22 protein-coding genes and 1 pseudogene are annotated in these 23,078 nt (G+C 73.7%); 17 read left to right on the top strand and 6 right to left on the bottom strand.

The features are described from left to right. Positions 1 to 219 precede the first annotated feature (219 nt). A complete protein-coding gene (locus MNY62_RS09765; RefSeq protein WP_242343962.1) occupies positions 220 to 1,866 on the top strand; it encodes a mucoidy inhibitor MuiA family protein in 1,647 nt (548 codons plus the stop codon). Here MNY62_RS09765 and MNY62_RS09760 read toward each other — a convergent pair. The 5 genes from MNY62_RS09760 to hutU all read right to left on the bottom strand — a co-directional run bounded on the left by MNY62_RS09760 (position 1,863) and on the right by hutU (position 6,968). Next, a complete protein-coding gene (locus MNY62_RS09760; protein ID WP_242343961.1) occupies positions 1,863 to 2,633 on the bottom strand; it encodes a class II glutamine amidotransferase in 771 nt (256 codons plus the stop codon). The two genes, MNY62_RS09765 and MNY62_RS09760, sit on opposite strands and share 4 nt — an antisense overlap. A 108-nt stretch (positions 2,634 to 2,741) precedes the next feature. After that, complete coding sequence (locus tag MNY62_RS09755; RefSeq protein WP_242343960.1) at positions 2,742 to 3,323, bottom strand: endonuclease dU; 582 nt, start codon at positions 3,321 to 3,323, stop codon at positions 2,742 to 2,744. Continuing rightward, complete coding sequence (locus tag MNY62_RS09750; protein ID WP_242343959.1) at positions 3,323 to 3,847, bottom strand: metallophosphoesterase family protein; 525 nt, start codon at positions 3,845 to 3,847, stop codon at positions 3,323 to 3,325. The genes MNY62_RS09755 and MNY62_RS09750 overlap by 1 nt, the downstream gene beginning before the upstream one ends. Before the next feature lie 4 nt (positions 3,848 to 3,851). Further along, complete coding sequence (gene hutI / locus MNY62_RS09745; RefSeq protein ID WP_242343958.1) at positions 3,852 to 5,132, bottom strand: imidazolonepropionase; 1,281 nt, start codon at positions 5,130 to 5,132, stop codon at positions 3,852 to 3,854. Between the two features lie 195 nt (positions 5,133 to 5,327). After that, positions 5,328 to 6,968: a urocanate hydratase gene (gene hutU / locus MNY62_RS09740; RefSeq protein ID WP_242343957.1), complete on the bottom strand. Its 1,641-nt coding sequence runs from the start codon at positions 6,966 to 6,968 to the stop codon at positions 5,328 to 5,330. Positions 6,969 to 7,085: 117 nt separating this feature from the next. Between hutU and asd the strand changes: the two genes are divergently transcribed. The 7 genes from asd to MNY62_RS09705 are packed head-to-tail and all read left to right on the top strand — an operon-like array spanning position 7,086 to position 13,687. Beyond that, complete coding sequence (asd, locus tag MNY62_RS09735; RefSeq protein WP_242343956.1) at positions 7,086 to 7,934, top strand: archaetidylserine decarboxylase; 849 nt, start codon at positions 7,086 to 7,088, stop codon at positions 7,932 to 7,934. 26 nt (positions 7,935 to 7,960) lie between these two features. After that, positions 7,961 to 9,208 carry a histidine--tRNA ligase gene (gene hisS / locus MNY62_RS09730; RefSeq protein ID WP_242343955.1) on the top strand — a complete coding sequence of 416 codons (1,248 nt, stop codon included), beginning with the start codon at positions 7,961 to 7,963 and terminating at the stop codon, positions 9,206 to 9,208. Beyond that, positions 9,208 to 10,107: a tRNA (adenosine(37)-N6)-dimethylallyltransferase MiaA gene (gene miaA, locus MNY62_RS09725; RefSeq protein ID WP_242344023.1), complete on the top strand. Its 900-nt coding sequence runs from the start codon at positions 9,208 to 9,210 to the stop codon at positions 10,105 to 10,107. Before hisS ends, miaA begins: the two co-directional genes overlap by 1 nt. A 54-nt stretch (positions 10,108 to 10,161) precedes the next feature. After that, positions 10,162 to 11,130 (top strand): acetyl-CoA carboxylase carboxyltransferase subunit alpha, encoded by a 969-nt coding sequence (locus MNY62_RS09720; protein ID WP_242343954.1) that lies wholly within the window; start codon positions 10,162 to 10,164, stop codon positions 11,128 to 11,130. 48 nt (positions 11,131 to 11,178) lie between these two features. Further along, a complete protein-coding gene (gene hisC, locus MNY62_RS09715) occupies positions 11,179 to 12,273 on the top strand; it encodes a histidinol-phosphate transaminase (protein ID WP_242343953.1) in 1,095 nt (364 codons plus the stop codon). After that, a complete protein-coding gene (cmk, locus tag MNY62_RS09710) occupies positions 12,273 to 12,983 on the top strand; it encodes a (d)CMP kinase (RefSeq protein WP_242344022.1) in 711 nt (236 codons plus the stop codon). Before hisC ends, cmk begins: the two co-directional genes overlap by 1 nt. Continuing rightward, complete coding sequence (locus MNY62_RS09705; RefSeq protein WP_242343952.1) at positions 12,980 to 13,687, top strand: hypothetical protein; 708 nt, start codon at positions 12,980 to 12,982, stop codon at positions 13,685 to 13,687. The genes cmk and MNY62_RS09705 overlap by 4 nt, the downstream gene beginning before the upstream one ends. A 134-nt stretch (positions 13,688 to 13,821) precedes the next feature. Here the strand turns inward: MNY62_RS09705 and MNY62_RS09700 are convergent, their stop codons facing one another. Next, a complete protein-coding gene (locus MNY62_RS09700) occupies positions 13,822 to 15,090 on the bottom strand; it encodes an alpha/beta hydrolase-fold protein (RefSeq protein WP_242343951.1) in 1,269 nt (422 codons plus the stop codon). A gap of 255 nt (positions 15,091 to 15,345) precedes the next feature. Between MNY62_RS09700 and MNY62_RS09695 the strand changes: the two genes are divergently transcribed. The 9 genes and pseudogenes from MNY62_RS09695 to MNY62_RS09655 form a co-directional block, all read left to right on the top strand. Then, entirely contained in the window at positions 15,346 to 15,798 is a 453-nt protein-coding gene (locus MNY62_RS09695) for a hypothetical protein (RefSeq protein WP_242343950.1), read from the top strand. Positions 15,799 to 15,800: 2 nt separating this feature from the next. Continuing rightward, positions 15,801 to 16,433 carry an energy-coupling factor ABC transporter permease gene (locus MNY62_RS09690; RefSeq protein WP_242343949.1) on the top strand — a complete coding sequence of 211 codons (633 nt, stop codon included), beginning with the start codon at positions 15,801 to 15,803 and terminating at the stop codon, positions 16,431 to 16,433. Continuing rightward, a complete protein-coding gene (locus tag MNY62_RS09685) occupies positions 16,420 to 16,986 on the top strand; it encodes a hypothetical protein (RefSeq protein ID WP_242343948.1) in 567 nt (188 codons plus the stop codon). The genes MNY62_RS09690 and MNY62_RS09685 overlap by 14 nt, the downstream gene beginning before the upstream one ends. Beyond that, a complete protein-coding gene (locus MNY62_RS09680; RefSeq protein ID WP_242343947.1) occupies positions 16,986 to 17,765 on the top strand; it encodes an energy-coupling factor ABC transporter ATP-binding protein in 780 nt (259 codons plus the stop codon). The genes MNY62_RS09685 and MNY62_RS09680 overlap by 1 nt, the downstream gene beginning before the upstream one ends. Before the next feature lie 78 nt (positions 17,766 to 17,843). Further along, positions 17,844 to 18,695: a 4-hydroxy-3-methylbut-2-enyl diphosphate reductase gene (gene ispH / locus MNY62_RS09675; protein WP_242343946.1), complete on the top strand. Its 852-nt coding sequence runs from the start codon at positions 17,844 to 17,846 to the stop codon at positions 18,693 to 18,695. 208 nt (positions 18,696 to 18,903) lie between these two features. After that, positions 18,904 to 20,610: a 30S ribosomal protein S1 gene (locus tag MNY62_RS09670; protein ID WP_242343945.1), complete on the top strand. Its 1,707-nt coding sequence runs from the start codon at positions 18,904 to 18,906 to the stop codon at positions 20,608 to 20,610. Between the two features lie 353 nt (positions 20,611 to 20,963). Beyond that, on the top strand, positions 20,964 to 21,914 hold the full coding sequence (gene sppA, locus MNY62_RS09665) for a signal peptide peptidase SppA (protein WP_242343944.1): 951 nt from the start codon (positions 20,964 to 20,966) through the stop codon (positions 21,912 to 21,914). A 14-nt stretch (positions 21,915 to 21,928) separates the two neighbouring features. Further along, positions 21,929 to 22,423: an HIT family protein gene (locus tag MNY62_RS09660; RefSeq protein ID WP_242343943.1), complete on the top strand. Its 495-nt coding sequence runs from the start codon at positions 21,929 to 21,931 to the stop codon at positions 22,421 to 22,423. Between the two features lie 5 nt (positions 22,424 to 22,428). Further along, positions 22,429 to 23,078, top strand: a pseudogene (locus tag MNY62_RS09655) (tetratricopeptide repeat protein); the annotation flags it as partial.

Raw genomic sequence — 23,078 nt, 5'->3', positions numbered from 1 at the left:
GTGCGTGATGTTCGCCGGAAAGACGCGCTTGGCGAGCACGGATCGCGGCAAAAGGGCGCACTCGCCGGTCGGCCTCAAACCTCGCGACGGGTGGGGCGAGGGACCCCCTGGGTGTGCCGGCACTCCCGACTTCGCGTGGCGGCTGATGGAGTGATCGAAGGGAGGCGATAGACCGATCTCCGGGGTGCATGCGTTACGAGCCCGCAGGAGGCCTCTCGCATGCGCAACCTCGCGCTCGTCGCCCTCGTGTTCCCCGCCCTCGCCGCCGCATCCACCGTGAAGCCCGCGTCTCGCATCGACGCGGTCACCGTCTACCGTCAGTCCGCCCGCGTGACCCGGGTCGCCCGCTTCGAGCTGCCGGCCGGCGCGAGCCGCGTCGTGCTGGAGGGGCTCCCGGACGAGCTCGACGACGACTCGATCCGGGTGGAAGGGAAGGGCGCCGCCCGGGCGCGCGTGTTCGGCGTGAGCGTCGAGCGGGTGACCGCGCAGGCGGCGGTGACGGCGGAGGCGCGCGCGGTGGAGGAGCGGATCGAGCGGCTCCAGGACGACGACCGCGCGCTCGAGGACGCGAGCCGCGCCGCCCAGGCGCGCGCGAAGTTCGTCGAGTCGCTCCGCTCGACCTACTCCGAGGAGCGCGCCAAGAACCTCGCGGTCCGCGGCGTCTCGGCCCGCGAGTGGGCGGAGCTCGCCGGTCACGTCGAGCGCGAGCTCGCGGACGCCGCCGCGCGGGTGCGCAAGGCGGAGGCCGGGCGGCGCGAGCTCGCCCGGAAGCTCGCGCAGGCGCGCGCGGAGCTCGAGAAGGTGCAGTCGAAGCGCGCCCGGACCACGAAGGCGGTCGGCGTCGAGCTGGAGGCGGAGCGGGACGGCGCGCTCGAGCTCGCGGTCTCGTACGCGGTCGGCTCCGCAGGCTGGACGCCGATCTGGGACGCCCGGCTCGAGCCGGAGCGCGCGACGATGGAGCTCACCTTCCTCGGCTCGGTGTGGCAGCGCACCGGTGAGGACTGGTCCGAGGTGAAGCTCGTCGTCTCCACGGCGGAGCCCGCGCGCGGCGTGTACGTCCCCGAGCTCGAGCCCGTCTACCTGACGGAGCGCCGGGACGTGCACACCCTCGGCGTGGCGCGGCGCTCGCAAGCGAGCGCCCCGGCGGCCGCGAAGAGCGCGTTCGCGCAGGAGCCGGAGCAGGACGTCGCCGAGGGCGAGCCCCAGGAGGTCGAGCTCGCGGCCGCGTCGGTCGAGCAGGGGCTCCTCTCCGCCGCGTTCACGGCGCCGCGGCGCGAGTCCGTGGACGGCGCGGGGCAGGCCCGCAAGATCGCGCTGCAGCGCTTCCCGCTGCGCGCTGAGCTCGTCCGCATCGCCGCGCCGCGCCGCGAGGCCGCGACGTTCCTCACGGCCAAGGCGGTGAACGAGACCGGCTTCCCGCTCCTTCCCGGCCTCGCCGGCATCTACGTGGGCGACGAGTTCGTCGGCCGGGCGCCCGTCGCCCTCACCCCGCCCGGCGGCGAGCTCGAGCTCGCCTTCGGCGTGGACGGCCGGGTCGAGGTGGAGCGCAAGGTGCTCGAGCGGAAGCGGCTCACGGCCGGCCTCCTCTCCAAGGAGGACGTCCAGCGCTACCGCGTCCGCATCGAGGTGAAGAACCGTTACGCGACCCCGGTCGCGGTGAGGCTCCTCGACCTCGTCCCGGTGAGCCGCGACGAGCGGATCAAGGTGGCGATCCTCGACGGCACCACCGCGCCGACGCGGGAGGATCCCGAGCGCCCCGGCGTGCGCATCCACGAGCTCGCCCTCGGCGCCCGCGAGGCGAAGGTCGTCGAGCTCCGCTACGAGGTGCGCACTCCGCGAGGCCTCGCGATCGCGGGGCTCGACTAGAGACGCAAGGCGCTGCGCTGCACCCGCGCCCCGTCCTCGGTGCCGGCGAACCCGCCCTCGGGGAGCTCCTGCCACGGGCCCGCGCCGATGGGCTCGCTCGCCACCGCGAAGACGTGGCGCGGGGCGGCGGCGGACGCGACGTGGAGCGTCCGCCCGTGCCGGCACGCGGCGAGCAGCCGGCCGTCGGAGACGACGAGGTTGAGCGAGGTCGGCTTCGGCGAGGGCTCGGCGTCGGCGATGCGGAGGACGGTCTCGGTCGTGTCGGCGAGGGCCCGTCGGACGAGGGAGAGGTCCGCCGCGCGCGGGGTGCCGAGCGCGCGGAGGCGGGAGACGAAGAGGTAGAAGACCCGCTCGCTGTCGGTGTCGCCGCGGATCTCCTGGCGCAGGTCGGGATCGATCTCCGCCTCGATGGCCGACCGGACCGCGGGGACCTCGCGGTAGCGCGCCACCGTGCCGTTGTGGGCGAAGAGCCAGCGGTCGAACAGGAACGGGTGCGTGTTCTCGCGGAGCACCGGGCCGACGCTCGCCTCGCGCACGTGCGCGATCACGACCGCGGAGCGGACCTCCCGGCCGGCGACGACGAACGACTCGTCGGCGTGGGCGGGCAGGATGCCGCGCCGGACGTGCGGCGCCCCGTCGACGTACCAGCCGATGCCCCAGCCGTGCGGATGGCGGTGCGACTGGAAGCGGAGCGCATTCTCCGCGCTGCAGAGCGGCTCGCAGACGTCGAAGTCGGGGTGAGCGTGCTGGCCGAAGAGGCGGCACATCGCGGTCTCGAAACCTAGCAGCGGGCGAGCGCGCGCGCCAATCGGAGGTCGCGCTGGCACCCGGCCCGGCGAGCATCCGCTCGCCGGGGTAGAGGCGGCGAGGGCCGTTCAGGCGCGTCTTCCGCTCTCCCCCTCGCGCACCGCCGCGCCCACGAGGTGCGCGAGCCGGAGCGGCTCGGGGACGGCGCCCCGGTCGGTGATCTGCGCCAGCGCCTCGGCCGTGGCGGCGGGCTCCGCTCCCCGCACCTGGAAGACGAACCCTCCGAGCCGGTGCACCGGGCCGGCGCGCGCGAGGAGCGCGAGGCGGCGCTCGGGCCGCGGCAGGCGGCGGATCGCGCGCTCCATCGCGGGGACGTCCGGAAGTCGACGCATGACCGCGGCGCACGGGCGGCCGAGCCGCGCCGCGAGCGCCTCGAGATCCACGAGGTTCATCCCGCCGAAGCCGAGGCCGTCGAGGAGGACGAGGTGGAGCTGGGGGAGGAACTTCCCGCCCACGAGCAGCGCGGCGATGGCCTCGGTCGCGTTCCAGCCGTCCTGGCGCACGCGGCCCCAGACGAGCCCCTCGAAGCGCGTCCCCGCGCAGACGACGCCCGCGAGCCCGACGTCGCCGCCGCGGCGCCGCGCGAACGGCGCGTCGTCGAAGCCGATCGCGCGCAGCGTCCGGCCCTTTGGCGGGAAGCGCGTCATCATCAAAGCGCGGCCTCGACCGGCTCGCCGAAGAGGTCCGGTTCGTCGCGGGCGAGGTCGAAGAACGTGACGCGCACGGTGCGGCCGCGCACCTCCAGGAGCGCCGCCGTGCGCGGCAGCGAGAAGCGGCGCGGTCCCGCGCTGCCCGGGTTCACGAACAGCGTGTCGCCCACGCGCGCGACGCCGGGGCGGTGCGAGTGGCCGTGGACCACGAGCTCGGGCCGGTGGCGCGCGAGGAGCGGGCGCGCCGGGGGCTTCGGCCGCTCGCGCGCGCCGAGATCGTGCACGAGGAGCAGCGTGAGCGCGCCCACCTCGACGAGCGCCGTCTCCGGCAGGCGCCCGAGCGCGGGCAGCCCCTCGTCGTTGTTCCCGCGCACCGCCTTCACCGGCGCGATCTCCCGGAGCACGTCCAGGATCCGCGGCTTCACGATGTCGCCGGCGTGGAGGACGAGCTCGACCCCACCGAAGACGTCGCCGAGCCTGGGATCGACGAGCCCGTGCGTGTCCGAGACGAGGCCGATCCGCATACGCTCAGCGGCAATCGACCGCCGCCCCCGCAGCGGCGGTGTGGACGACCCGCCCGCGCTTCACCACGACGAGGGCGTGGTTCACCGCCATGTGCCAGGCGAGGTGCTCGGGCGAGCCGCAGCCCCACAGCACGAGGTCGGCGTCGGCGCCGGGCCGGAGGCGCCCCGCGTCCGGGCGGCGGAGGGCCCGCGCCCCCCCGGCGGTGAAGGCGACGAGCGCCTCCGCCGGGCTGAGCCCGAGCTGCAGGCACGCGAGCGAGAGCGCGAGCCCGACGTTCTCGCTCATGGCGCTGCCCGGGTTGAGGTTCGTCGCGAGGGCGACGCGGACGCCGGCGGAGAGGAGCTTGCGCGCCGGCGCGTAGCGGCTCGAGCCGAGGAAGAGGGTGGAGAGCGGGAGGAGCCCCGCCACGACGTCGGCGCGGGCGAGGGCGGCGATCCCCTCGTCGTCGATCTCCTCGAGGTGATCCGCGCTCGCGCAGGAGAGCTCGGCCGCGAGGCGGGAGCCGCCCGAGGCGGTCAGCTGGTCGGCGTGCACGTGCGGAACGAGCCCGTGGCGCGCGCCCGCCGCGAGGACGCGGCGCGCCTCGTCGAGCGTGAACGCGCCCTCCTCCGCGAAGACGTCCACGTGCTCCGCGAGCTTCTCGCGCGCGGCGCGCGGCACGAGCACCTCGCACAGCTCGCGCACGAACGCGTCCCGGTCTCCCGCGCGCTCGGGCGGGACCGCGTGGGCGAGCAGCGTCGGGACGATCGTCACCTCGGCCCAGAGCGCGTGCGCGAGGTCGTGGATGACGCGCAGGAGCCTGAGCTCGTCCTCCGTCGAGAGCCCGTAGCCGCTCTTCACCTCGACGGTGGTGACGCCCTGGGCGAGGAGGCGGCGGGCGCGGGCCATCGCGGTCTCGAGCAGCGCCGCGTCGGAGGCCGCGCGCGTGGCCCGCGTCGTCGCCGCGATGCCGCCGCCGGAGAGCGCGACCGAGAGGTAGCTCTTGCCCGAGCAGCGCAGCGCGAACTCACCGGCCCGCTCGCCCGCGAAGACGAGGTGCGTGTGCGCGTCCACGAGCCCCGGGGTGACGAGCCCGCCGGCGGCGTCGATCACCTGCGCACCCTCGACGTCGACCACCGCCTCGAGCCCGCGCTCCGGTCCGACGAAGGCGATGCGCCGGTCGTCCACCGCGACGGCGGCGCCGGGGATGAGGCCTGGGTCGGAGGCGCCGGCGTCGCAGGTGGCGACGACCGCGTTGCGGACGACGAGGGAGGCCTTGGGGCGGAGCGGTTTGCGAGGGGGCACGCGCGGGAGGGAAGGTCGGGGTCGGGGTCGGGGTGCGGGCGAGGGGTCGAGGTCGGGGTCGGGGTCGGGGTCGAGGTCGGGGTCAGGCCAGTGCCAGGGTCAGGGCCAGGGCCAGGGCCTGGGTCGAGGTCGAGGTCGAGGTCGAGGTCGAGGTCGAGGTCGAGGTCGAGGTCGACCTCGCCGGCCCGCCGCCGCTCACGGGATCTTCACCCCCCGTTCTCTCGCCACCTCCCTCGCCTCCTCATACCCCGCATCCGCGTGGCGGAGCACGCCCATCGCCGGATCGCTCCGGAGCACCCGCTCGACCCGGCGCCCTGCCGCCTCCGTGCCGTCGGCGACCACCACCTGCCCGGCGTGCAGGGACCAGCCGATCCCCACGCCTCCGCCGTGGTGGAAGCTCACCCACGAGGCGCCGTTCACCGCGTTCACGAGCGCGTTCAGGATCGGCCAGTCGGCGATCGCGTCGGAGCCGTCCTTCATCGCCTCGGTCTCGCGGTTCGGCGAGGCGACCGAGCCGCAGTCGAGGTGGTCGCGCCCGATGACGATCGGCGCCTTCACCTCGCCGCGCCGGACGAGGTCGTTGAAGACGCGCCCCGCCCGATCCCGCTCGCCGTAGCCGAGCCAGCAGATCCGCGCCGGGAGCCCCTGGAACTTCACCTTGCGGGCGGCGAGGTCGAGCCAGCGGCGGAGGCCCTCGTTCTCCGGGAAGAGGGCGGCGACCGCCGCGTCGGTGCGGGCGATGTCGGCCGGATCGCCGGAGAGCGCCACCCAGCGGAACGGCCCCTTGCCCTCGCAGAACATCGGCCGGATGTAGGCGGGCACGAAGCCTGGATAGGCGAAGGCGTCCGCGAGCCCGGCCTCGCGCGCGCCCGCGCGGAGGTTGTTGCCGTAGTCGAAGACGTGGCTCCCGGCGGCGCGCATGGCGAGCATCGCCTCGACCTGGCGCGCCATCGACTCCTTCGCGCGGCGGACGTAGCCCTCGGGATCGCGCCGCCGGAGCGCCGGCGCGTCCGCGAGCGGCAGGTCCGCGGGGACGTAGCCGTTCAGGGGATCGTGCGCGGAGGTCTGATCGGTGACGAGGTCCGGGGCGATGCCGCGCCGAGCGAGCTCCGCGTACACCGTCGCGGCGTTCCCCACGAGCCCGATGGAGAGCGGCCGTCGCGCGCGCCGCGCCTCCTCGAGCCTCCGGAGCGCGTCGTCGAGATCGTCCGAGCGCGCGTCGAGGTAGCCGCCCTGGAGGCGCTTCTCGATCCGCGCGGGATCCACGTCGACGCCGAGGAACGCCGCTCCGAGCATCGTCGCCGCGAGCGGCTGCGCGCCGCCCATCCCGCCGAGCCCGCCCGAGAGGACGAGCCGGCCGGCGAGATCGTCCGTGCCGAAGTGCGTCCGCCCGGCCTGCGCGAACGTCTCGTAGGTGCCCTGCAGGATCCCCTGCGTCCCGATGTAGATCCAGGACCCCGCGGTCATCTGGCCGTACATGATGAGGCCGCGCTTCTCGAGGTCCCAGAAGTGCTCCCAGGTGGCGAAGCGCGGGACGAGGTTCGAGTTGGCGATGAGCACGCGCGGCGCGTCGGGGTGCGTGCCGAGGACGCCGACCGGCTTGCCGCTCTGGACGAGCAGCGTCTCGTCGTCTCCGAGCGCGCGCAGGCTCGCGACGATCCGCCGGTAGCTGTCCCAGTCGCGCGCCGCCTTGCCCGTCCCGCCGTACACGACGAGGTCCTCGGGTCGCTCGGCCACCTCGGGATCGAGGTTGTTCATCAGCATGCGCAGGGCGGCCTCCTGCACCCAGCCCTTGCAGGAGAGTCCCGTCCCCCGTGCCGCGCGGATCGCCTCCATCGGTGCACCTCCGGGCCCGAAGCCTCACCCGCCGTCCGCCTGGCCGCACCGCCAAAAACGGGGGCCGCGGACGATCTCCCGAGCCGGGCGTTGGTTTACACTGCCGCGCCCGACCCCATGAACGATCAGCTCTTCATCTCGGCCCTGAAGCTCCTGCCGAAGAACGCCGTCTCCCGTCTCGCCGGCGCGGTCACGCGCTGGAACGCGCCCGCGCCGGTGCGGCTCGCCGCCATGAGGGCCTTCGCCGCGCGCTACGGCATCGATCTCACGGAGTGCCCGGATCTCGAGGTGTACCGGACGTTCGGCGAGTTCTTCGCGCGCCCGCTCCGGCCCGGGCTCCGCCCCATCGCCCCCGGCGACGCGGTCGTCGTCTCGCCGGTGGACGGCGCCGTCTCCGAGGCCGGCACCTCGACCGGCGGGCGGCTCGTCCAGGCGAAGGGGATCGACTACTCCGTGGGCGCGCTCGTCGCCGACGAGGCGCTCGCCGAGCGGCTCCAGGGCGGCGCCTACACCACCATCTATCTCTCGCCGCGCGACTACCACCGCATCCACTTCCCGCTCGGCGGCAGGATCACCGGCTGGCGCTACGTGCCGGGCCAGCTCTGGCCCGTGAACCCGGCGTCGGTCCGGAGCGTGCCGGGACTGTTCACCGTGAACGAGCGGCTCGTCACGATCCTCGAGACGCCGCTCGGGGCGTGCGCGGTCGTCGCGGTGGGCGCGACGGTCGTCGGCCGGGTGCGCGCCTACTACGACCCCACGGTCCCGGTGACGAACCTCCCCGCCGCGACGGCCGCCGCGCGCGACTACGCGTCGCCGCTGCCGGTCGAGAAGGGCGGCGAGCTCGGCGCGTTCGAGATGGGCTCGACCGTCATCCTGCTCTTCGAGCCGGGGCGCGTGCGCCTCGACGCCCGCCTCGTGGCGGGCGCGCGGGTGCGCGTCGGGGAGCCGATCGGCGGGCCGGCGTGACCCAATTCTGGTAGAGAGACGCGGCGATGGCGACGAAGATCAACGGGGTCAAGGGGATGAACGACCTCCTGCCCGGCCAGGCGGCGCGCTGGCAGGAGATGGAGGCGGTCGCGCGCGAGGTGTTCGCGCTCTACGGGTACCGCGAGGTGCGGACCCCGGTCGTGGAGCCCGCGCAGCTGTTCGCGCGCGGCGTCGGCGAGGCGACCGACATCGTGAAGAAGGAGATGTACGTCTTCGAGGACAAGGGCGAGGACCTGCTCGCGCTGCGCCCCGAGGGCACCGCCGGCACGGTGCGCGCGTTCATCGAGCACGGCGCGTTCGTCGAGGGCCCGCAGAAGTGGTTCTACATGGGCCCGATGTTCCGCCGCGAGCGGCCGCAGAAGGGCCGCTACCGCCAGTTCCACCAGATCGGCTGCGAGGCGTTCGGCGTCGCCGAGCCGTTCATCGACGCCGAGCAGATCGCGCTCCTCGACGACTACTTCGCGCGCCTCGGCGTCCGCGCCGAGCTGAAGCTCAACACCGTCGGTGACGGCAGCTGCCGCCCGGCCTACCTCCAGGATCTGCGCGCGTACCTCGCCTCGCGCAAGGGCGAGCTCTGCCCGGACTGCAACGAGCGGATGGAGCGGAACCCGCTGCGCGTCCTCGATTGCAAGGTCGAGAGCTGCCAGCCGGTGCTCGCCGAGGCGCCGCGGCTCCTCGAGCGGCTCTGCCCCGAGTGCGCCGCGCACTTCGACGCGGTGAGGAGCGGGCTCGACGCGCTCGGCGTCCGCTACACCGTGGACACGCGCCTCGTGCGCGGCCTCGACTACTACGTCCGCACCGCCTACGAGTTCACCTCGGACGCCCTCGGCTCGCAGTCCGCCGTGGCGGGCGGCGGTCGCTACGACGGACTCGTCGAGACGCTGGGGGGGCCGCCCACGCCCGGCATCGGCTTCGCGCTCGGCCAGGAGCGGCTCGCGATGATCCTGGAGAAGGCCGGCCGCGCCGCGCCCGAGCGCAAGCCGGTCGTCTTCTTCGTCTCCGCGGACGCCGACGGCGCGCGCGAGGCACTCCGGCGCGCCGCGGAGCTTCGCCGCGCCGGGATCGCCTGCGAGCTCGACCCCCGCGGCGGGAAGATGAAGGCGCAGTTCAAGCAGGCGGAGCGGGTCGGTGCGCGCTACGCGCTCGTCCTCGGCGGCAACGAGGTCGCGACCGGGCAGGCGAAGCTGAAGGACCTCGCGACGCGCGAGGAGACGCCGGTCGCGCTCGCGGAGCTCGTCGCGCGGGTGAGGTGATCCGCCTCCTCGTCATCGCCGGGCCGACCGCGTCGGGGAAGACCGCGCTCGCGGTCGCGCTCGCGCGCCGCCTCGACGGCGAGATCGTGAACGCGGACTCGCAGCAGGTCTACCGCGGGCTCGACGTCGGCACCGCGAAGCCGACCCCCGCCGAGCGCGCCGCGGTGCCCCACCACCTGCTCGACGTGGTGGACGCGGGGGAGGGGATGGACGCGGCGCGCTTCGCCGCGCTCGCCGACGCCGCCATCGCGGACATCGCCGCCCGCGGCCGGTTGCCGATCGTCGCCGGCGGCACCGGGCTCTACCTGCGCGCCCTGCTCCACGGCGTCGTCGCGGCGCCCGGCCGCGATCCCGCGCTCCGCGCTCGCCTCGAGGAGGAGGCCCTGCGGCTCGGCCGCCCCGCGCTGCACGCGCGGCTCGCCGCGATCGATCCCGAGGCGGCGGCGCGGATCCGCCCGAACGACCTCGTGCGGATCGTGCGCGCGCTCGAGATCGCCGCGGGCGGGCGGAGGCCGTCGGAGCTCCACGCGGAGCACGCGTTCCAGCCGGACCGCTACGCGGCGCTCCTCCTCGCGCTCGATCCGCCGCGCGCGGCGCTCCACGCGCGGATCGACGCGCGCGTCGCGGAGATCTTCGCGGGCGGACTCCTCGACGAGGCGCGCGCGCTCGCGGCGCGGACGGGCGGCGCGCTGCCGCCGAGGCTCCCCATCGGCTACGCCGAGGCCCTCGCGTGCGTGCGCGGGGAGCTCGAGCTCGCGGAGGCGATCCGGCGCGTGCAGGTGGCGCACCGCCGCTACGCGCGCCGGCAGGTCATCTGGCTCCGCCGCGAGCGCGGCGTCGAGTGGATCGCGCCGCCCGTCGACGTCGAGGCCTTGGCGCGGCGCGTCGAAAACGGCTGAGAATCCCGGCGCCTCGACCGTGCGCTCCGGCCACCTCGTGCTATAAGGCGCGTCGTGACGAAGCCAGCCCATGCCCTCGACTTCGAGCGCCCGATCATCGCGCTCGAGTCCAAGATCGCCGAGCTGAAGGAGCTGTCCGGCGGCGCCCGCGTCGACTTCTCCGACGAGATCCAGAAGCTCGAGAAGAAGGCGAAGCGGCTCCAGGCCGAGATCTTCAGCGACCTCTCGCCCTGGCAGACCGTCCAGCTCGCGCGCCATCCGAACCGGCCGTACACGCTCGACTACCTGGGCCGTCTGTTCACGGACTTCTTCGAGCTCGAGGGCGACCGGCGCTTCGCGGCGGATCGCGCGATCGTGGCCGGGTTCGCCCGCTTCGACGGCGAGCCGGTGCTCGTGATGGGGCACCAGAAGGGCCGCGGCACGAAGGAGAACATGCTGCGGAACTTCGGGATGCCGCGCCCCGAGGGCTACCGCAAGGCGCGGCGGCTCTTCGATCTCGCCGAGCGCTTCCGCCGCCCGGTCCTCATCTTCATCGACACGCCCGGCGCGTACCCCGGCATCGGCGCGGAGGAGCGCGGCCAGGCCGAGGCCATCGCGACGAACCTCGAGGTGATGTCGTCGCTCTCGGTCCCGTCGATCTCCGTCGTCATCGGCGAGGGCGCATCCGGCGGCGCGCTCGGCCTCGGCGTGACGAACCGCATCCTGATGCTGCAGTACGCCTGGTACAACGTCATCTCGCCCGAGAGCTGCAGCTCGATCCTCTACCGCGACTCGACGCAGGGGAAGAAGTCCGCCGAGGCGCTGAAGCTCACCGCGAAGGACCTCGCCGGCTTCGGCATCACCGACGAGATCGTCGCCGAGCCCGAGGGCGGAGCGCACCGCGATCACGACCTCGTCGCCGAGAACGTGCGCGTGGCGATCCGCCGCCACCTCGCCGACCTGAAGAAGCTGTCCCCGGACCAGCTCGTCGTCGATCGCTACAAGAAGTTCCGGGCGATGGGCGTGTTCACCGCCGAGGAGTAGCGCGGGGCCTTCGCGAGCGCCGGGGCCGTCGGGTATAACCGTCGCCCCATGCCTCTCGTCCCGCCCCACGTCGCCTCGCTCACGCCGTACGTCCCCGGGAAGCCCATCGAGGAGGTCGAGCGGGAGTACGGCGTCTCGAACGTCGCGAAGCTCGCCTCCAACGAGAACGCGCTCGGCCCCTCGCCCCTCGCGCTGGCGGCAGCCCGCGAGGCGTGCGCGAAGGTGCACCTCTACCCGGACGGCTCCGCCTACGAGCTCCGGAACGCCATCGCCGCGAAGCTCGGCGTCCCGTCCGAGGAGGTGATGGTCGGGAACGGCTCGAACGAGCTCATCGAGCTGCTCGTCCGGACCTTCGTGCTCGACGGCGAGGAGGTCCTGACGAGCGCGCAGAGCTTCGTCGCCTACAAGCTCGCCGCGCAGGAGCACGGCCGCACGCTCGTCGAGGCGCCGATGAAGGCGCGCTTCCACTACGACCTCGACGCGCTCCGCAAGCTCCTCTCCCGCCGCACCAAGGTCGTGTTCCTCGCGAACCCGGACAACCCGACGGGCACCTGGTTCACCGAGGCGGAGCTCACCCCGTTCCTCGACGCGGTGCCGAAGGACACGCTCGTCGTGCTCGACGAGGCGTACGTCGAGTACGTTGACGCCCCGGGGTTCCAGGACGGGCTCGCGCTCCGCCGGAAGTATCCGAACGTCGTGGTGCTCCGGACCTTCTCCAAGATCTACGGCCTCGCCGGCATGCGCGTCGGATACGGGCTCGCGCGGCCCGAGGTGGTCGAGTACGTGGACCGCGTGCGCCCGCCGTTCAACACGAGCCTCGTCGCCCAGGCGGCCGCCGCCGCGGCGCTCCGGGACGACGCGCACGTCGCGCGGAGCCGCGCGCTCGTCCTCGAGGAGCGGCCCTTCCTCGCGAACGGCCTCGCGGGGCTCGGCGCGACCGTCGTGCCGTCGCAGGGCAACTTCGTCCTCGCCGACTTCCCCGGCCGGGCGGGCAAGGATCTCTTCGAGGCGCTGCTGCGCGAGGGAGTCATCGCGCGCCCGGTGGCGGGCTACGGGTTCCCAGGCGCGCTCCGGATCACGGTGGGGCTCCGGCGGGAGAACGAGCGGTGCCTCGCGGCGCTCGGGAGGATCCTCGCAGCGTGATCGCCGGCCGGCCGTTCATCGTCGCGATCGACGGGCCCGCCGGGGCAGGGAAGTCCACCGCGGCGCGCCGCGTGGCGTCCCGCCTCGGCTTCGCCATGGTCGACACGGGCGCGATCTACCGTACCGTCGCGCTCGCCGCGACGCGCCGGGGGATCGCGTTCGAGGACGACGCGGCGCTCGGGGCGCTCCTGCCCGAGCTCGAGATCCACTTCGCCCCCTCGCCGGGCGGCGGCCAGCGCGTCCTGCTCGGCGCGGACGACGTCTCGGTCGAGATCCGCACGCCTCCCATGTCCATCGGGGCGAGCGACGTGTCGGCGCGGCCGGTCGTTCGCGCGGGGCTCCTCGGGCTGCAGCGCCGCCTCGCCTGCGCGCCGGAGAACCGGGGCGCCGTGCTCGAGGGCCGCGACATCGGGACGGTGGTGTTCCCCGACGCCGACGTGAAGTTCTTCCTCACCGCCTCCGCGGAGGAGCGCGCGCGCCGGCGCCACGCGGAGCTCGCCGCGAAGGGCGACGCGTCGACCTACGACGAGGTGCTGGCGGACCAGCTGCGGCGCGACAAGAACGACTCGGAGCGCGCCATCGCGCCGCTCAGGCCCGCCGAGGACGCGCGGGTCGTCGACACGAGCGGCGTCCCGCTCGAGGCGGTGGTGGACGCGCTGGTGCGCGCGGTCGAGGAGCGGCTCCAGGCGGAGGGGCGGGGCGGAGCGTGAGCGAGGAGCGCAGGTACGGGCCGAAGGAGTGCGGGAGCTGCCGGCTCTGGCGGCCCATCCTGGAGGATGCCCGCGGACCCATCGGCCCATGCCGCCTCGGCGTCCGCACCGGGGACTTCCCGGGCACCGCGCCCGCCTGCGAGCGCTACCTCTCCCGCGACGCCGCCATCCCCGCCGCGCCGCTCTCCACGCCGACCCGGCGCCGCGCGACGCGCCCGTCGAGCCCGCTCGTTCACCGCGGCGCGGACGCGGCGGCGCCGGTCGAGCGCGCGCCGCTCGCGCCCGCCGCGGCTCACCTCCATCCCGTCCCGCAGTCCGCGCCGCCGTCCCCCTTGCCCGAGGAGCTGACCGACATGACCCGCGAGGAGTTCGCCGAGGCGATCCGCGAGGCGCTGCGCGAGGAGGGGGCCGACGTCCGGCTCGCGCCGCGCTGGGAGGGCGGCACCGTGCTCCTCAAGCCCGGCGACGCGCAGACGCAGGCGAAGGAGATCCCCCTCGACAGCCTGTTCCACAAGATCGTGATGATCCGCGACCGGCTGCGCGTGCTCGAGCAGAAGGTCAACGCGAACGACAAGCTCTCGGACGCGGAGAAGATCGAGCTGCAGCAGTACGTGACGCGCTGCTACGGCTCGCTCACGACCTTCAACGTCCTCTTCCGAGACGAGCGCGACAAGTTCGTCGGGGACAAGGGAGAGAAGGGCTAGACGGCCGATCGCGAATCGGCGAGCGAGGCGAGCCCGCCGGGGCGCCCGCCGCGATGGCGGCGAAGCCGCCCGCGGTGGCGCAGGGCACCCGGCGAGCGGGGGCGGGGCGCAGCCCCGGGCTGGACGACGGCCGGCTACTCCGGGCCGTCTCGCCGCGTGTCCGGATCGTACCTGCCGTAGTGATCGCAGGACGGCCGCAGGAGATCCGTGTCGCCCGGGGTCGCGAGCGAGCGCCGCTGCCCGCTCTTCGCGGCGCTCGCGCGGACGTAGCTCGCCTCGTACGCGGAAGCGTCCCGATCGCCCGCGGCCTTCGCCGAGTCCCAGGCGCGCCGGTAGGCGTCGCGCGCGCGTTCGAGCTCCCCCGCGCGCTCGAACGCCGCCCCGAGCGCGTGCTGCGCGCGGAACGACGAAGGATAGAGCTCGACGGTCCGGCGCAGCGTGCGGAGGGCGCCGTCCCCGTCGCCTTCCGAGAGGAGCTGCAGGCCCGCGAGCGCGAGCGCGCGCTCCGGAGGCGGGACCGCGAACCCGAGCCGCTGCGACAGCGCGCGGTAATGGGCCTCGACCGCCGCGGCGCCGCCGCGGGGGCCGACGGCCTCGGGGGCGACGGGCATCGACCATCCGTCGAAGGCCTCCTTCAGCCCCGCGTAGTAGGTCGCGAACGGCGTCGTCGCGTGATCCTCGCCCGCGAGGTGGAGCGCCTTCGCGCGGACGGCGCCCGCGCCGGCGAGGAGCCGCTTCAGCTCCTCGAAGCGCGAGTCGGAGAGCCGACCTTCATCACCGACCGTGAAGACGATCGTCCCGGAGAGCCCGTCCTTGCGCGCGAGCGCCTCGCGCACGCGCCTCGCCGGGAGGTCGCCGTCCCAGGTGAGCGCCGGGCTCGCGGCGATGGCCGCCTGGAACACGCCGGGCCGCGCCGTCATCGCGTGGAGCGCGAAGAGTCCGCCGAACGAGTGGCCGGCCAGGATGCGGAAGCGCTCCGTCCGGTAGCTCTTCTCCACCCAGGGCACGAGGTCCTGCACGACGAAGGCGAGGAACTTGTCGGCGCCACCGCTCGTCTCGTAGGCGACCGCTTCCCCCCCGTCCTCCACGAGCTTCCCGCGCGTGGGCGTCAGGTCCCGCACGCGGTCGGGGTGGGAGAGGCCCACCAGGATCACCTCCGGCATGCGACCGGTGCTCGCGAGGAAGCGTGCCGTCGTGGCGAGGAGCGGCAAGGTGCGCTCGCCGTCCGTGAAGTAGACGACGGGGTACCGGCGCTCGCCATGCGCGTAGCCCGGCGGCGTGAGCACGTAGACCGTGCGCTCCTCGCCGAGCGCCGGAGACTTCAGCGTCACCACGCGAACCGAGAGGTCCTGCGCGAGCGCAGGCGCGGCGGCGGCGAGGAGGGCGGCGGCGAGGAGCTTCATGGAGGTGCCTCCGGGGAGGTGAGGGTCGGGGGAGGACACCCGGCGCGGGGCCGCCCGGGCGAGAGGCCGAGCCTCCCACATCGGAGGCTCGGGGGCTGGGTTCGTGACGCTCGGTGCAGGAACCAGGCGCCTCGGGAAGGGCGCCCGGCCCTCCTGCGCCTGCGACCGGAAGCGTGCTTGACGCCCACCTGGGGCTCTCGGTATTACGACGCACGAAATCGTGCGAATGGCGCCGCGCCGGAAAAGGAAGATCGCATGCGCTCGCAGTCCATCCTGGTCCTCCTGCTCGCAGCGCTCGTCCCCGCCGGCGCACGGGCGCACGAGGTGCTCCACGACGTCGATCGCGGGCGCGCGGTGGCGGTCAGGGTGTACGAGTCGGACGGCGAGGTGCTCGCGAACGCGCCGTTCGAGGTGTTCTCGCCGTCGGCGCCCGGCGCCGCGTACCTGGCCGGTCGGACGGATCGAGCCGGCTGGCTCGCGTTCGTCCCCGATGCGCCCGGCCCGTGGCGGGTGAAGGTGGTGGAGGCCACGGGGCACGGGCTCGACACCACGATCGACGTCGCGCGATCCGGCGCGACCACCCAGGCCGGAACGCCGGCGGCAGGGAGCGCCGGGTTCGTGCTGCGGCCGCTCCTCGGCGCGGCGGTCATCGCGGCCGTGTTCGCCGGGCTCGTCCTCCTCGCGCGGCGCAGGTCCGCGAATCGCTAGCGATGCACGTCCCCGACGGCTTCGTCTCCCCGCAGATCACGCTCCCGGCCCTGGCCGTCTCGGCGCCGCTGTGGGCGTGGGCGGCGCGCCGTCACTTCGGCCGCTCGGCCGCCGACTCGCTCCCGGTGGTCGGCGCGCTCACGGCCGTCGCGTTCGTCGTCCAGTCGATCATGATCCCGCTCCCGGGCGGCACCTCCACGCACCTCCTGGGCGTGACGCTCCTCGCGCTCCTCCACGGGCCGCTCGTCGCGTTCGTGTGCGAGTCGCTCGTTCTCGTGGTGCAGGCGCTCTTCTTCGGCGCGGGCGGCTTCACCGTGCTCGGCGTGAACGCGCTCGCCATGGGGCTCCTCGGCCCGCTCGCCGGCTGGCTCGTGTACCTCGCCGCGCGGCGGCTCTCGGGGCGGGCCGCCGCGTTCCTCGCCGCGTGGGTCGCCGTGCAGGTCTCCTCGCTCGCGGTGGCGCTCGTGCTCGGGCTGCAGCACCGGCTCTCGGCGGACTACTTCCCGACCCCGCTGCCGGTGACCCTCGCGGCGATGATGATCCCGAGCCTCGCCGTCACCGGGCCGGCGGAGGGGCTATACACGCTGTTCGCGCTGTCGGTGCTGCGGAGGGCGAAGATCCGTGAAGCCCTCTGAGCCCCGGCGCAGCCAGCTCCTCCTCGCCCTGTGGGCGGCGTCGGTCTTCGGCCTGTCGGCGCTGACCGGCCTCCGCTCGCTCGGGCTCGCGACGCTCGTCGCGCTGCTGCTCCTCCACCGGGGCGCGCTCCGCGCGGCGAGGCGCGTCCTGCGCTCGGTCGTGCCGGTCACGGCCCTGCTGTCGCTCGCGTCGGCGGGCTGGCTCCGGCTCGTCGCCGGGCGCTGGCCGGACGCGGGGCCGTTCGCGGCGCTCGCGCTCCGCGCCGCCCTCATCGCCTTCGTGACCTTCTCCGCGCTCGCGCGGATGGATCTCTTCCGGGCGCTCGCGCCGTTCCCGACGGCGAGCCGGCTCCTCGTCCTCACGCTCGCGCAGGTGCACGCGCTCCGGCTCGTGGCGACGGAGTCGCTCCTCGGGCTGAAGAGCCGCATGCTGCGCCGCCCCGGGCCGCTGGATGTCGTCCGCGGGGCCGGGGGGCTCACCGCCGCGCTCCTCACGCTCTCCATGAAGAACGCGCGCGACGTCTCCGACGCCATGCGCTCACGGGGGTTCTAGTGCCCTTCGAGCTCCGCCACGTGACCCTGGAGCTCTCCGGTCGCGCGGTCCTGCGCGACGTCTCGCTCTCCGTCGCGCCGGGCGAGCGGGTCGTCCTCCTGGGAGTGAACGGCTGCGGGAAGACCACGCTCCTCCGGGCGCTCGACGGCCTCGCCTTCCCGGCCACGGGCGAGATCCGCTACGGCGGCAGCGCGCTGTCGGCGCGGGCGCTCGACGACGCCGCCTTCCGGCGCCGGTTCCGGAGCGAGGTCGGGCTCCTCTTCCAGAACGTGGACGCGATGCTGTTCAACCCGACCGTGGCGGACGAGCTCGCGTTCGGACCGCGCCAGCTCGGGGTCCCCGACGTGGACGCGCGCGTGCGGCGCTGGGCGGAGGCGCTCGACCTCGTGCCGTTCCTGGACCGCGCGCCGTTCGAGCTCTCCGGCGGAGAGAAGAAGCGCGTTGCGCTCGCCGCGATCCTCGCGCTCGATCCGAAGGTGCTGCTCCTCGACGAGGCCACCGCAAACCTCGACCCCGCCGCCGCCGCGCGCGTGGTGGAGCTCCTCGCCGGGCTCGACGTGACGACCCTCGCCACCACCCACAACCTGTCGGTCGTCGAGGAGCTGGGGGAGCGGGCGATCCTGCTCGACCGGGCCGGCGGCGGGATCCTCTTCGACGGCGCCCCGAGCGACCTGCTCCGCGACGAGGCGCTCCTCGTGCGCAGCGGGCTCGCGCACCGGCACGCCCACCGGCACGGCTCCGCCGAGCACGCGCACTTCCACGTGCACGACGCCGAGTAGCGGGGAGGGGTGGTGCCGGGAGGGACGGGGGCCAGGCGGGCTGGCCACGGCGGAGAGGGGCGTTATATAGAGCGCCGCGTGGAAGTGAAGATCGCCAAGACCGCCGGTTTCTGCTGGGGCGTCCGTCGCACCGTCGACAAGGTGATGGAGGTCGCCGACCAGTCCTCGGGGCCCGTCGTGACGCTGGGGCCCATCATCCACAACCCGCAGGCGGTGGCGCGCTTCCGCGAGAAGGGCGTCGGCACCGTCAACGCCGTCGGCGAGGTGGCCGACGGGACGACCGTCGTGGTCCGCACCCACGGCGCGGTGAAGGAGGAGCTCGAGCGCGCCGACGGACGCGGCCTCGAGGTGGTGGACGGCACCTGCCCGTACGTGAAGTACCCGCAGGCGATGGCCCAGCGGCTCAGCGCCGAGGGGTACCACGTCGTGATCGTGGGGGACGCGAACCACGCCGAGATCAAGGGCGTCGTCTCCTTCAGCGAGGGGCCGTGCACGGTGGTGAAGCCGGGCGGTCCCATCCCGGAGATCCCGGCGAAGAAGGTCGCGGTCATCGCGCAGACCACCTGCATCGGCGCGGACTTCGAGGCGGTCGTGGGCGCGCTCGCCCTCCGGCACAAGGAGGTCCGGGCGGTGAACACGATCTGCAACGACACCGAGGAGCGGCAGGCGGACGCCCGCTCGCTCGCCCGCGAGGTCGACGCGGTGGTGGTCGTCGGCGGCAAGAACAGCGCGAACACGCGCCACCTCGCCGAGATCTGCAGGGAGATCCAGGGGCGCACCTGGCACGTGGAGACGGAGGCCGAGCTCCGGCCGGAGTGGTTCGAGGGCTGCCGGGTGGTCGGGCTCTCGGCCGGCGCCTCGACGCCCGACTGGGTGGTCGAGGGCGTGGCGAGCTGGCTGCGCGCCCTCCGCCCTCAGGGCGCGCCTTGACCGCCTGATCTCGGGCGTGTAGCGTGCGCCTTCCAAGATTCCCGATGTACGCCGGGGTATGCCCGGCGCGCGGCGCGCCTTCGATCCCCGGGGCGTCGGCCGCGACACGAACCAGGGGGCTTGCTGTGGTTGACGCCGGGGCGGTCCTGAGCCGCTCACCCAGAGTCGCAGGTCCGGCGTGATCCCGACAAAGGTTGGTCCTTACCGAATGGAGAATCAGACTCCCCGTACGCCCGAAATCGAGACCGAGGACTTCGCGACGCTCTTCGCGCAGAGCGAGGCGCAGGCCGGTCCCATCGAGGAGGGCAAGGTCGTTTCCGGCACCGTCATCGCGCTCTCGAAGGACTATGCCGTCATCGACATCGGCTACAAGTCCGAGGGCCAGGTGCCGATGTCCGAGTTCGTCTCGGCGCCCGGCGGCGAGCCCGCCGTCAAGGTCGGCGACAAGGTCGAGGTGCTCGTCGAGTCCCGGGAGAACGACACCGGGATGGTCGTCCTCTCCAAGGAGAAGGCCGACAAGATGCGCATCTGGGACGAGATCTCCGCCGCGTGCGAGCGCGACGAGCTCGTCGAGGGCGTGATCGTCGGACGCGTGAAGGGCGGCCTCTCCGTCGACATCGGCGTGAAGGCGTTCCTCCCCGGCTCGCAGGTCGACATCCGGCCGGTCCGGAACCTCGACAAGCTCATCGGCGAGAAGTTCAAGTTCAAGGTCATCAAGTTCAACAAGAAGCGCGGCAACATCGTCCTGTCGCGCCGGGTCCTCCTCGAGAAGGAGCGCGAGGAGCTCAAGAAGGAGACCCTGAAGAACTTGAAGGAGGGCGCGATCCTCAAGGGCCAGGTGAAGAACCTGACCGACTACGGCGCCTTCATCGACCTCGGCGGCATCGACGGCCTCCTCCACGTCACCGACATGAGCTGGGGCCGCATCGGCCACCCGTCGGAGATGTTCGAGGTCGGCCAGGAGGTCCGCGTCGTCGTCCTCAAGTTCGACCCTGCCTCCGAGCGCGTCAGCCTGGGCCTCAAGCAGATCCAGGAGGACCCGTGGCACCGCGCCGACGAGAAGTATCCGGTCGGCACGCGCGTCAAGGGCAAGGTCGTCTCGCTCACCGACTACGGCGCGTTCATCGAGCTCGAGCAGGGCGTCGAGGGCCTCGTCCACGTCAGCGAGATGAGCTGGACGAAGCGCGTGAAGCACCCCTCGAAGCTCGTCAACCAGGGCGATCAGGTCGAGGCGGTCGTGCTCGACATCGACCCGAAGGCGAAGCGGATCAGCCTCGGCATGAAGCAGATCGAGGCGAACCCGTGGACGCTCCTCGAGGACAAGTATCCGATCGGCACGACGATCCGCGGCGAGGTCCGCAACGTCACCGACTTCGGCGTGTTCGTCGGCGTCGAGGAGGGCATCGACGGCCTCGTGCACGTGTCCGACATCTCGTGGACCGAGCGCATCAAGCACCCGGGCGACAAGTTCAAGAAGGGTGACGTGGTCGAGGCGGTGGTGCTCAACATCGACGTCGAGAACGAGCGCTTCAGCCTCGGCATCAAGCAGGCCCACGTCGACCCGTGGACGACGCTCTCCGAGCGCCACCCGGTGGGCTCGCGCGTGAAGGGCAAGGTCACGAAGGTCACCGACTTCGGCGCGTTCGTCGAGATCGAGCCGGGCATCGAGGGCCTCGTCCACGTCTCCGAGATGAAGGACGAGCGCGTCGAGAACCCGCGCGACGTCGTGACCGAGGGCCAGGAGGTCGACGTCAAGGTCATCGACATGGACCTCCACGAGCGCAAGGTCGCGCTGTCGATCAAGCAGCTCAACCGCGACGGCGGCGAGGACGATTACCGCGAGTACCTGCGCCGTCAGGGCGACGGGCGCGCGCGCCTCGGCGACCTCATGGAGAAGTTCAACCGCCGGAAGTAGTCGAAGCGCGGCGGCAGGTCTTTCATGGCGGCGCGCCCTCACGGGCGCGCCGCTCGTCTTTTGCCCGCGGGGTGCCGCCTGGACCGCCCGCGTGAGCAGGTACGCGGCCGATCAGCGCGCCCCCGCGTGCCGCGCCCCACGCCCGCGCGATCTGTTGCGGCGCCGAGGTCCGCGTGCTTACCTGACCGACCATGAGCACGAACGACCCGAACGAGCCCCTGCCCACGACGCCGATCGGTTCCGCTCCTCCGGCTGCGCCGCCGGCGGGCCCGACGCAGTGGGGCGCGCCCCCGGCGCCGCCTCCGGGGTGGGGCGGCGGGGGTGGAGCCGGCTGGGGACCGACGCCCCCGTCGATGCCGCCGCCACCGCCGCCGCGGCGCGACCGGCTCGCCATCGGGATCGTGGCCTTCATCTTCGGCGGCCTGTTCCTCGTGTTCTTCGGGTTCCTCTTCCTCGCCTACAGCGTGGTGAAGGGCGAGTCGCCGTCCATCGCGACCGGCCCGCGCATCGCGATCATCGAGGTGAAGGGAGCGATCTCCACGGGACCGGGCGCGGCGGACGCCGACCGGATCCTGAAGCAGATCCGGAAGGTCGCGCAGGACGACGGGCTCAAGGCGGTGGTCGTCCGGATCGACTCTCCCGGCGGCGCGGTCGCGCCCTCGCAGGAGATCCACGACGAGGTGAAGAAGCTCGCGCAGAAGAAGACCGTCGTCTGCTCGATGGGGAACCTCGCCGCGTCGGGCGGGTTCTACATCGCCGTCGCGTGCCCGAAGGTCGTCGCCGAGCCCGGCACGCTCACGGGCTCGATCGGCGTCATCACCCAGTTCCCCAAGGTGAAGGGGCTGCTCGATCGCTGGGACGTGAAGATGGAGACGGTGAAGAGCGGCGCCCTGAAGGACGCGGGGAACCCGTTCTCCGAGATGACCGCCGAGGAGCGCGCCTACTGGCAGTCGCTCATCGACCAGGTCTACGCCCAGTTCGTCCGCGCCGTCGCGAAGGGGCGCGGCCTCGAGGAGTCCGCCGTCCGGAAGTTCGCCGACGGGCGCGTCATCACCGGGGAGCAGGCGAAGGCGCTGAAGCTCGTCGACGCGCTCGGCAACTTCTACGACGCGGTCGAGCTCGCGAAGACGGAGGCGAAGCTCTCCGGCGAGCCGCACCTCGTCTACCCGGCGGACGAGCGGGCCGCGTTCCTCGAGCAGCTCATGGGCAGCGCGGCCGGCGCCGCCGCCGACGCGGTCGCCGCGCGCATCCAGAAGGGCGCCTCCGCCGCCCAGGAGCCCGGGGTCTACTTCCTCGCGCGCTGAGGTCGAGAACCGACATGGAACAGCCGCTCTGGGCGCCCTGGCGGATGGAGTTCATCCGCGCCGAGAAGCCGACGGGCTGCATCTTCTGCGACTTCCCCGCCGCGCCGGAGGCGCGCGACCGGGAGAACCTCGTCGTGCACCGGAGCGCGCACGCGTTCACCTGCCTGAACCGCTTCCCGTACAACTCGGGCCACGTGATGGTGATCCCCCGCGCCCACGTCGCCGATCTCGGCGCGCTCGCGCGGGACGCGTGGGCGGACCTGCAGGACGAGCTGCGCCGCGCCGTCGAGGTCGTGCGCGCGGTGTACCGGCCGGACGGGATGAACGTCGGGATGAACCTCGGCCGCCCCGCCGGCGCGGGGATCGCCGACCACCTGCACTGGCACGTGGTCCCGCGCTGGACGGGCGACAACAACTTCATGCCCGTGCTCGCGGACCAGCGGGTCGTGGTCGAGGCGCTCGACGCCGCGTGGGAGCGGCTCCACGCCGGCTTCGCCGGCGTCCGCTAGCGCCCGTGACCGACGCCTGGGTCGCCATCGCCGCGGTGTCGTTCGCTGCGGTCGCCGTCCTCCTGTGGGACCGGCTGCGCCGCCGCCGCGACGAGGCCCAGGCGTATCTGAAGGGCGTCCGCTCGGTGATCTCCGGCGATCCGGACGCAGCCATCGAGGCGCTCTCCGACGCCGCCCGCCTCGGCAGCCCGGAGGCCGTCGAGACCTACCTCGCGCTCGGCCACCTGTTCCGGCGCACCGGCGATCTCTCGCGCGCGGTCCGGCTCCACCGGAACATGCTGCTCGGGCCCGCGCTCGATCCCGCACGCCGCGCCGAGGTCGAGCGGGAGCTCGCCGAGGACTACCGGCGGAGCGGGATGCTCGCCGAGGCGGCGGAGATCTACCGCAAGCTCGGGCCGACGGACCGCGCGGCGGGGGAGGGGCTCCGGGACGTGCTCGTCGACGCCGGGGATCTCCGGGGCGCGGTCGCGGCGCAGCGCGCGCTCGCGATCGAGGGGGCCGATCCCGTCCTCGCACACCTCCTCGCGGCGGCCGCCCGCGAGGCGCTCCCGGGCGCGCCGGCCGAGGCGGCGGCGCTCGCCGCGGAGGGGCTCCGCGCCGACCCGGAGAGCGCGGACGCACACCTCGCCGCGGGCGAGGTCGCGGGCGCCGCGGG

This window comes from Anaeromyxobacter terrae (assembly GCF_022690685.1).
Taxonomy (GTDB): Bacteria; Myxococcota; Myxococcia; order Myxococcales; family Anaeromyxobacteraceae; genus Anaeromyxobacter; species Anaeromyxobacter terrae.
This window is presented reverse-complemented; position numbering and strand designations above follow the sequence as displayed.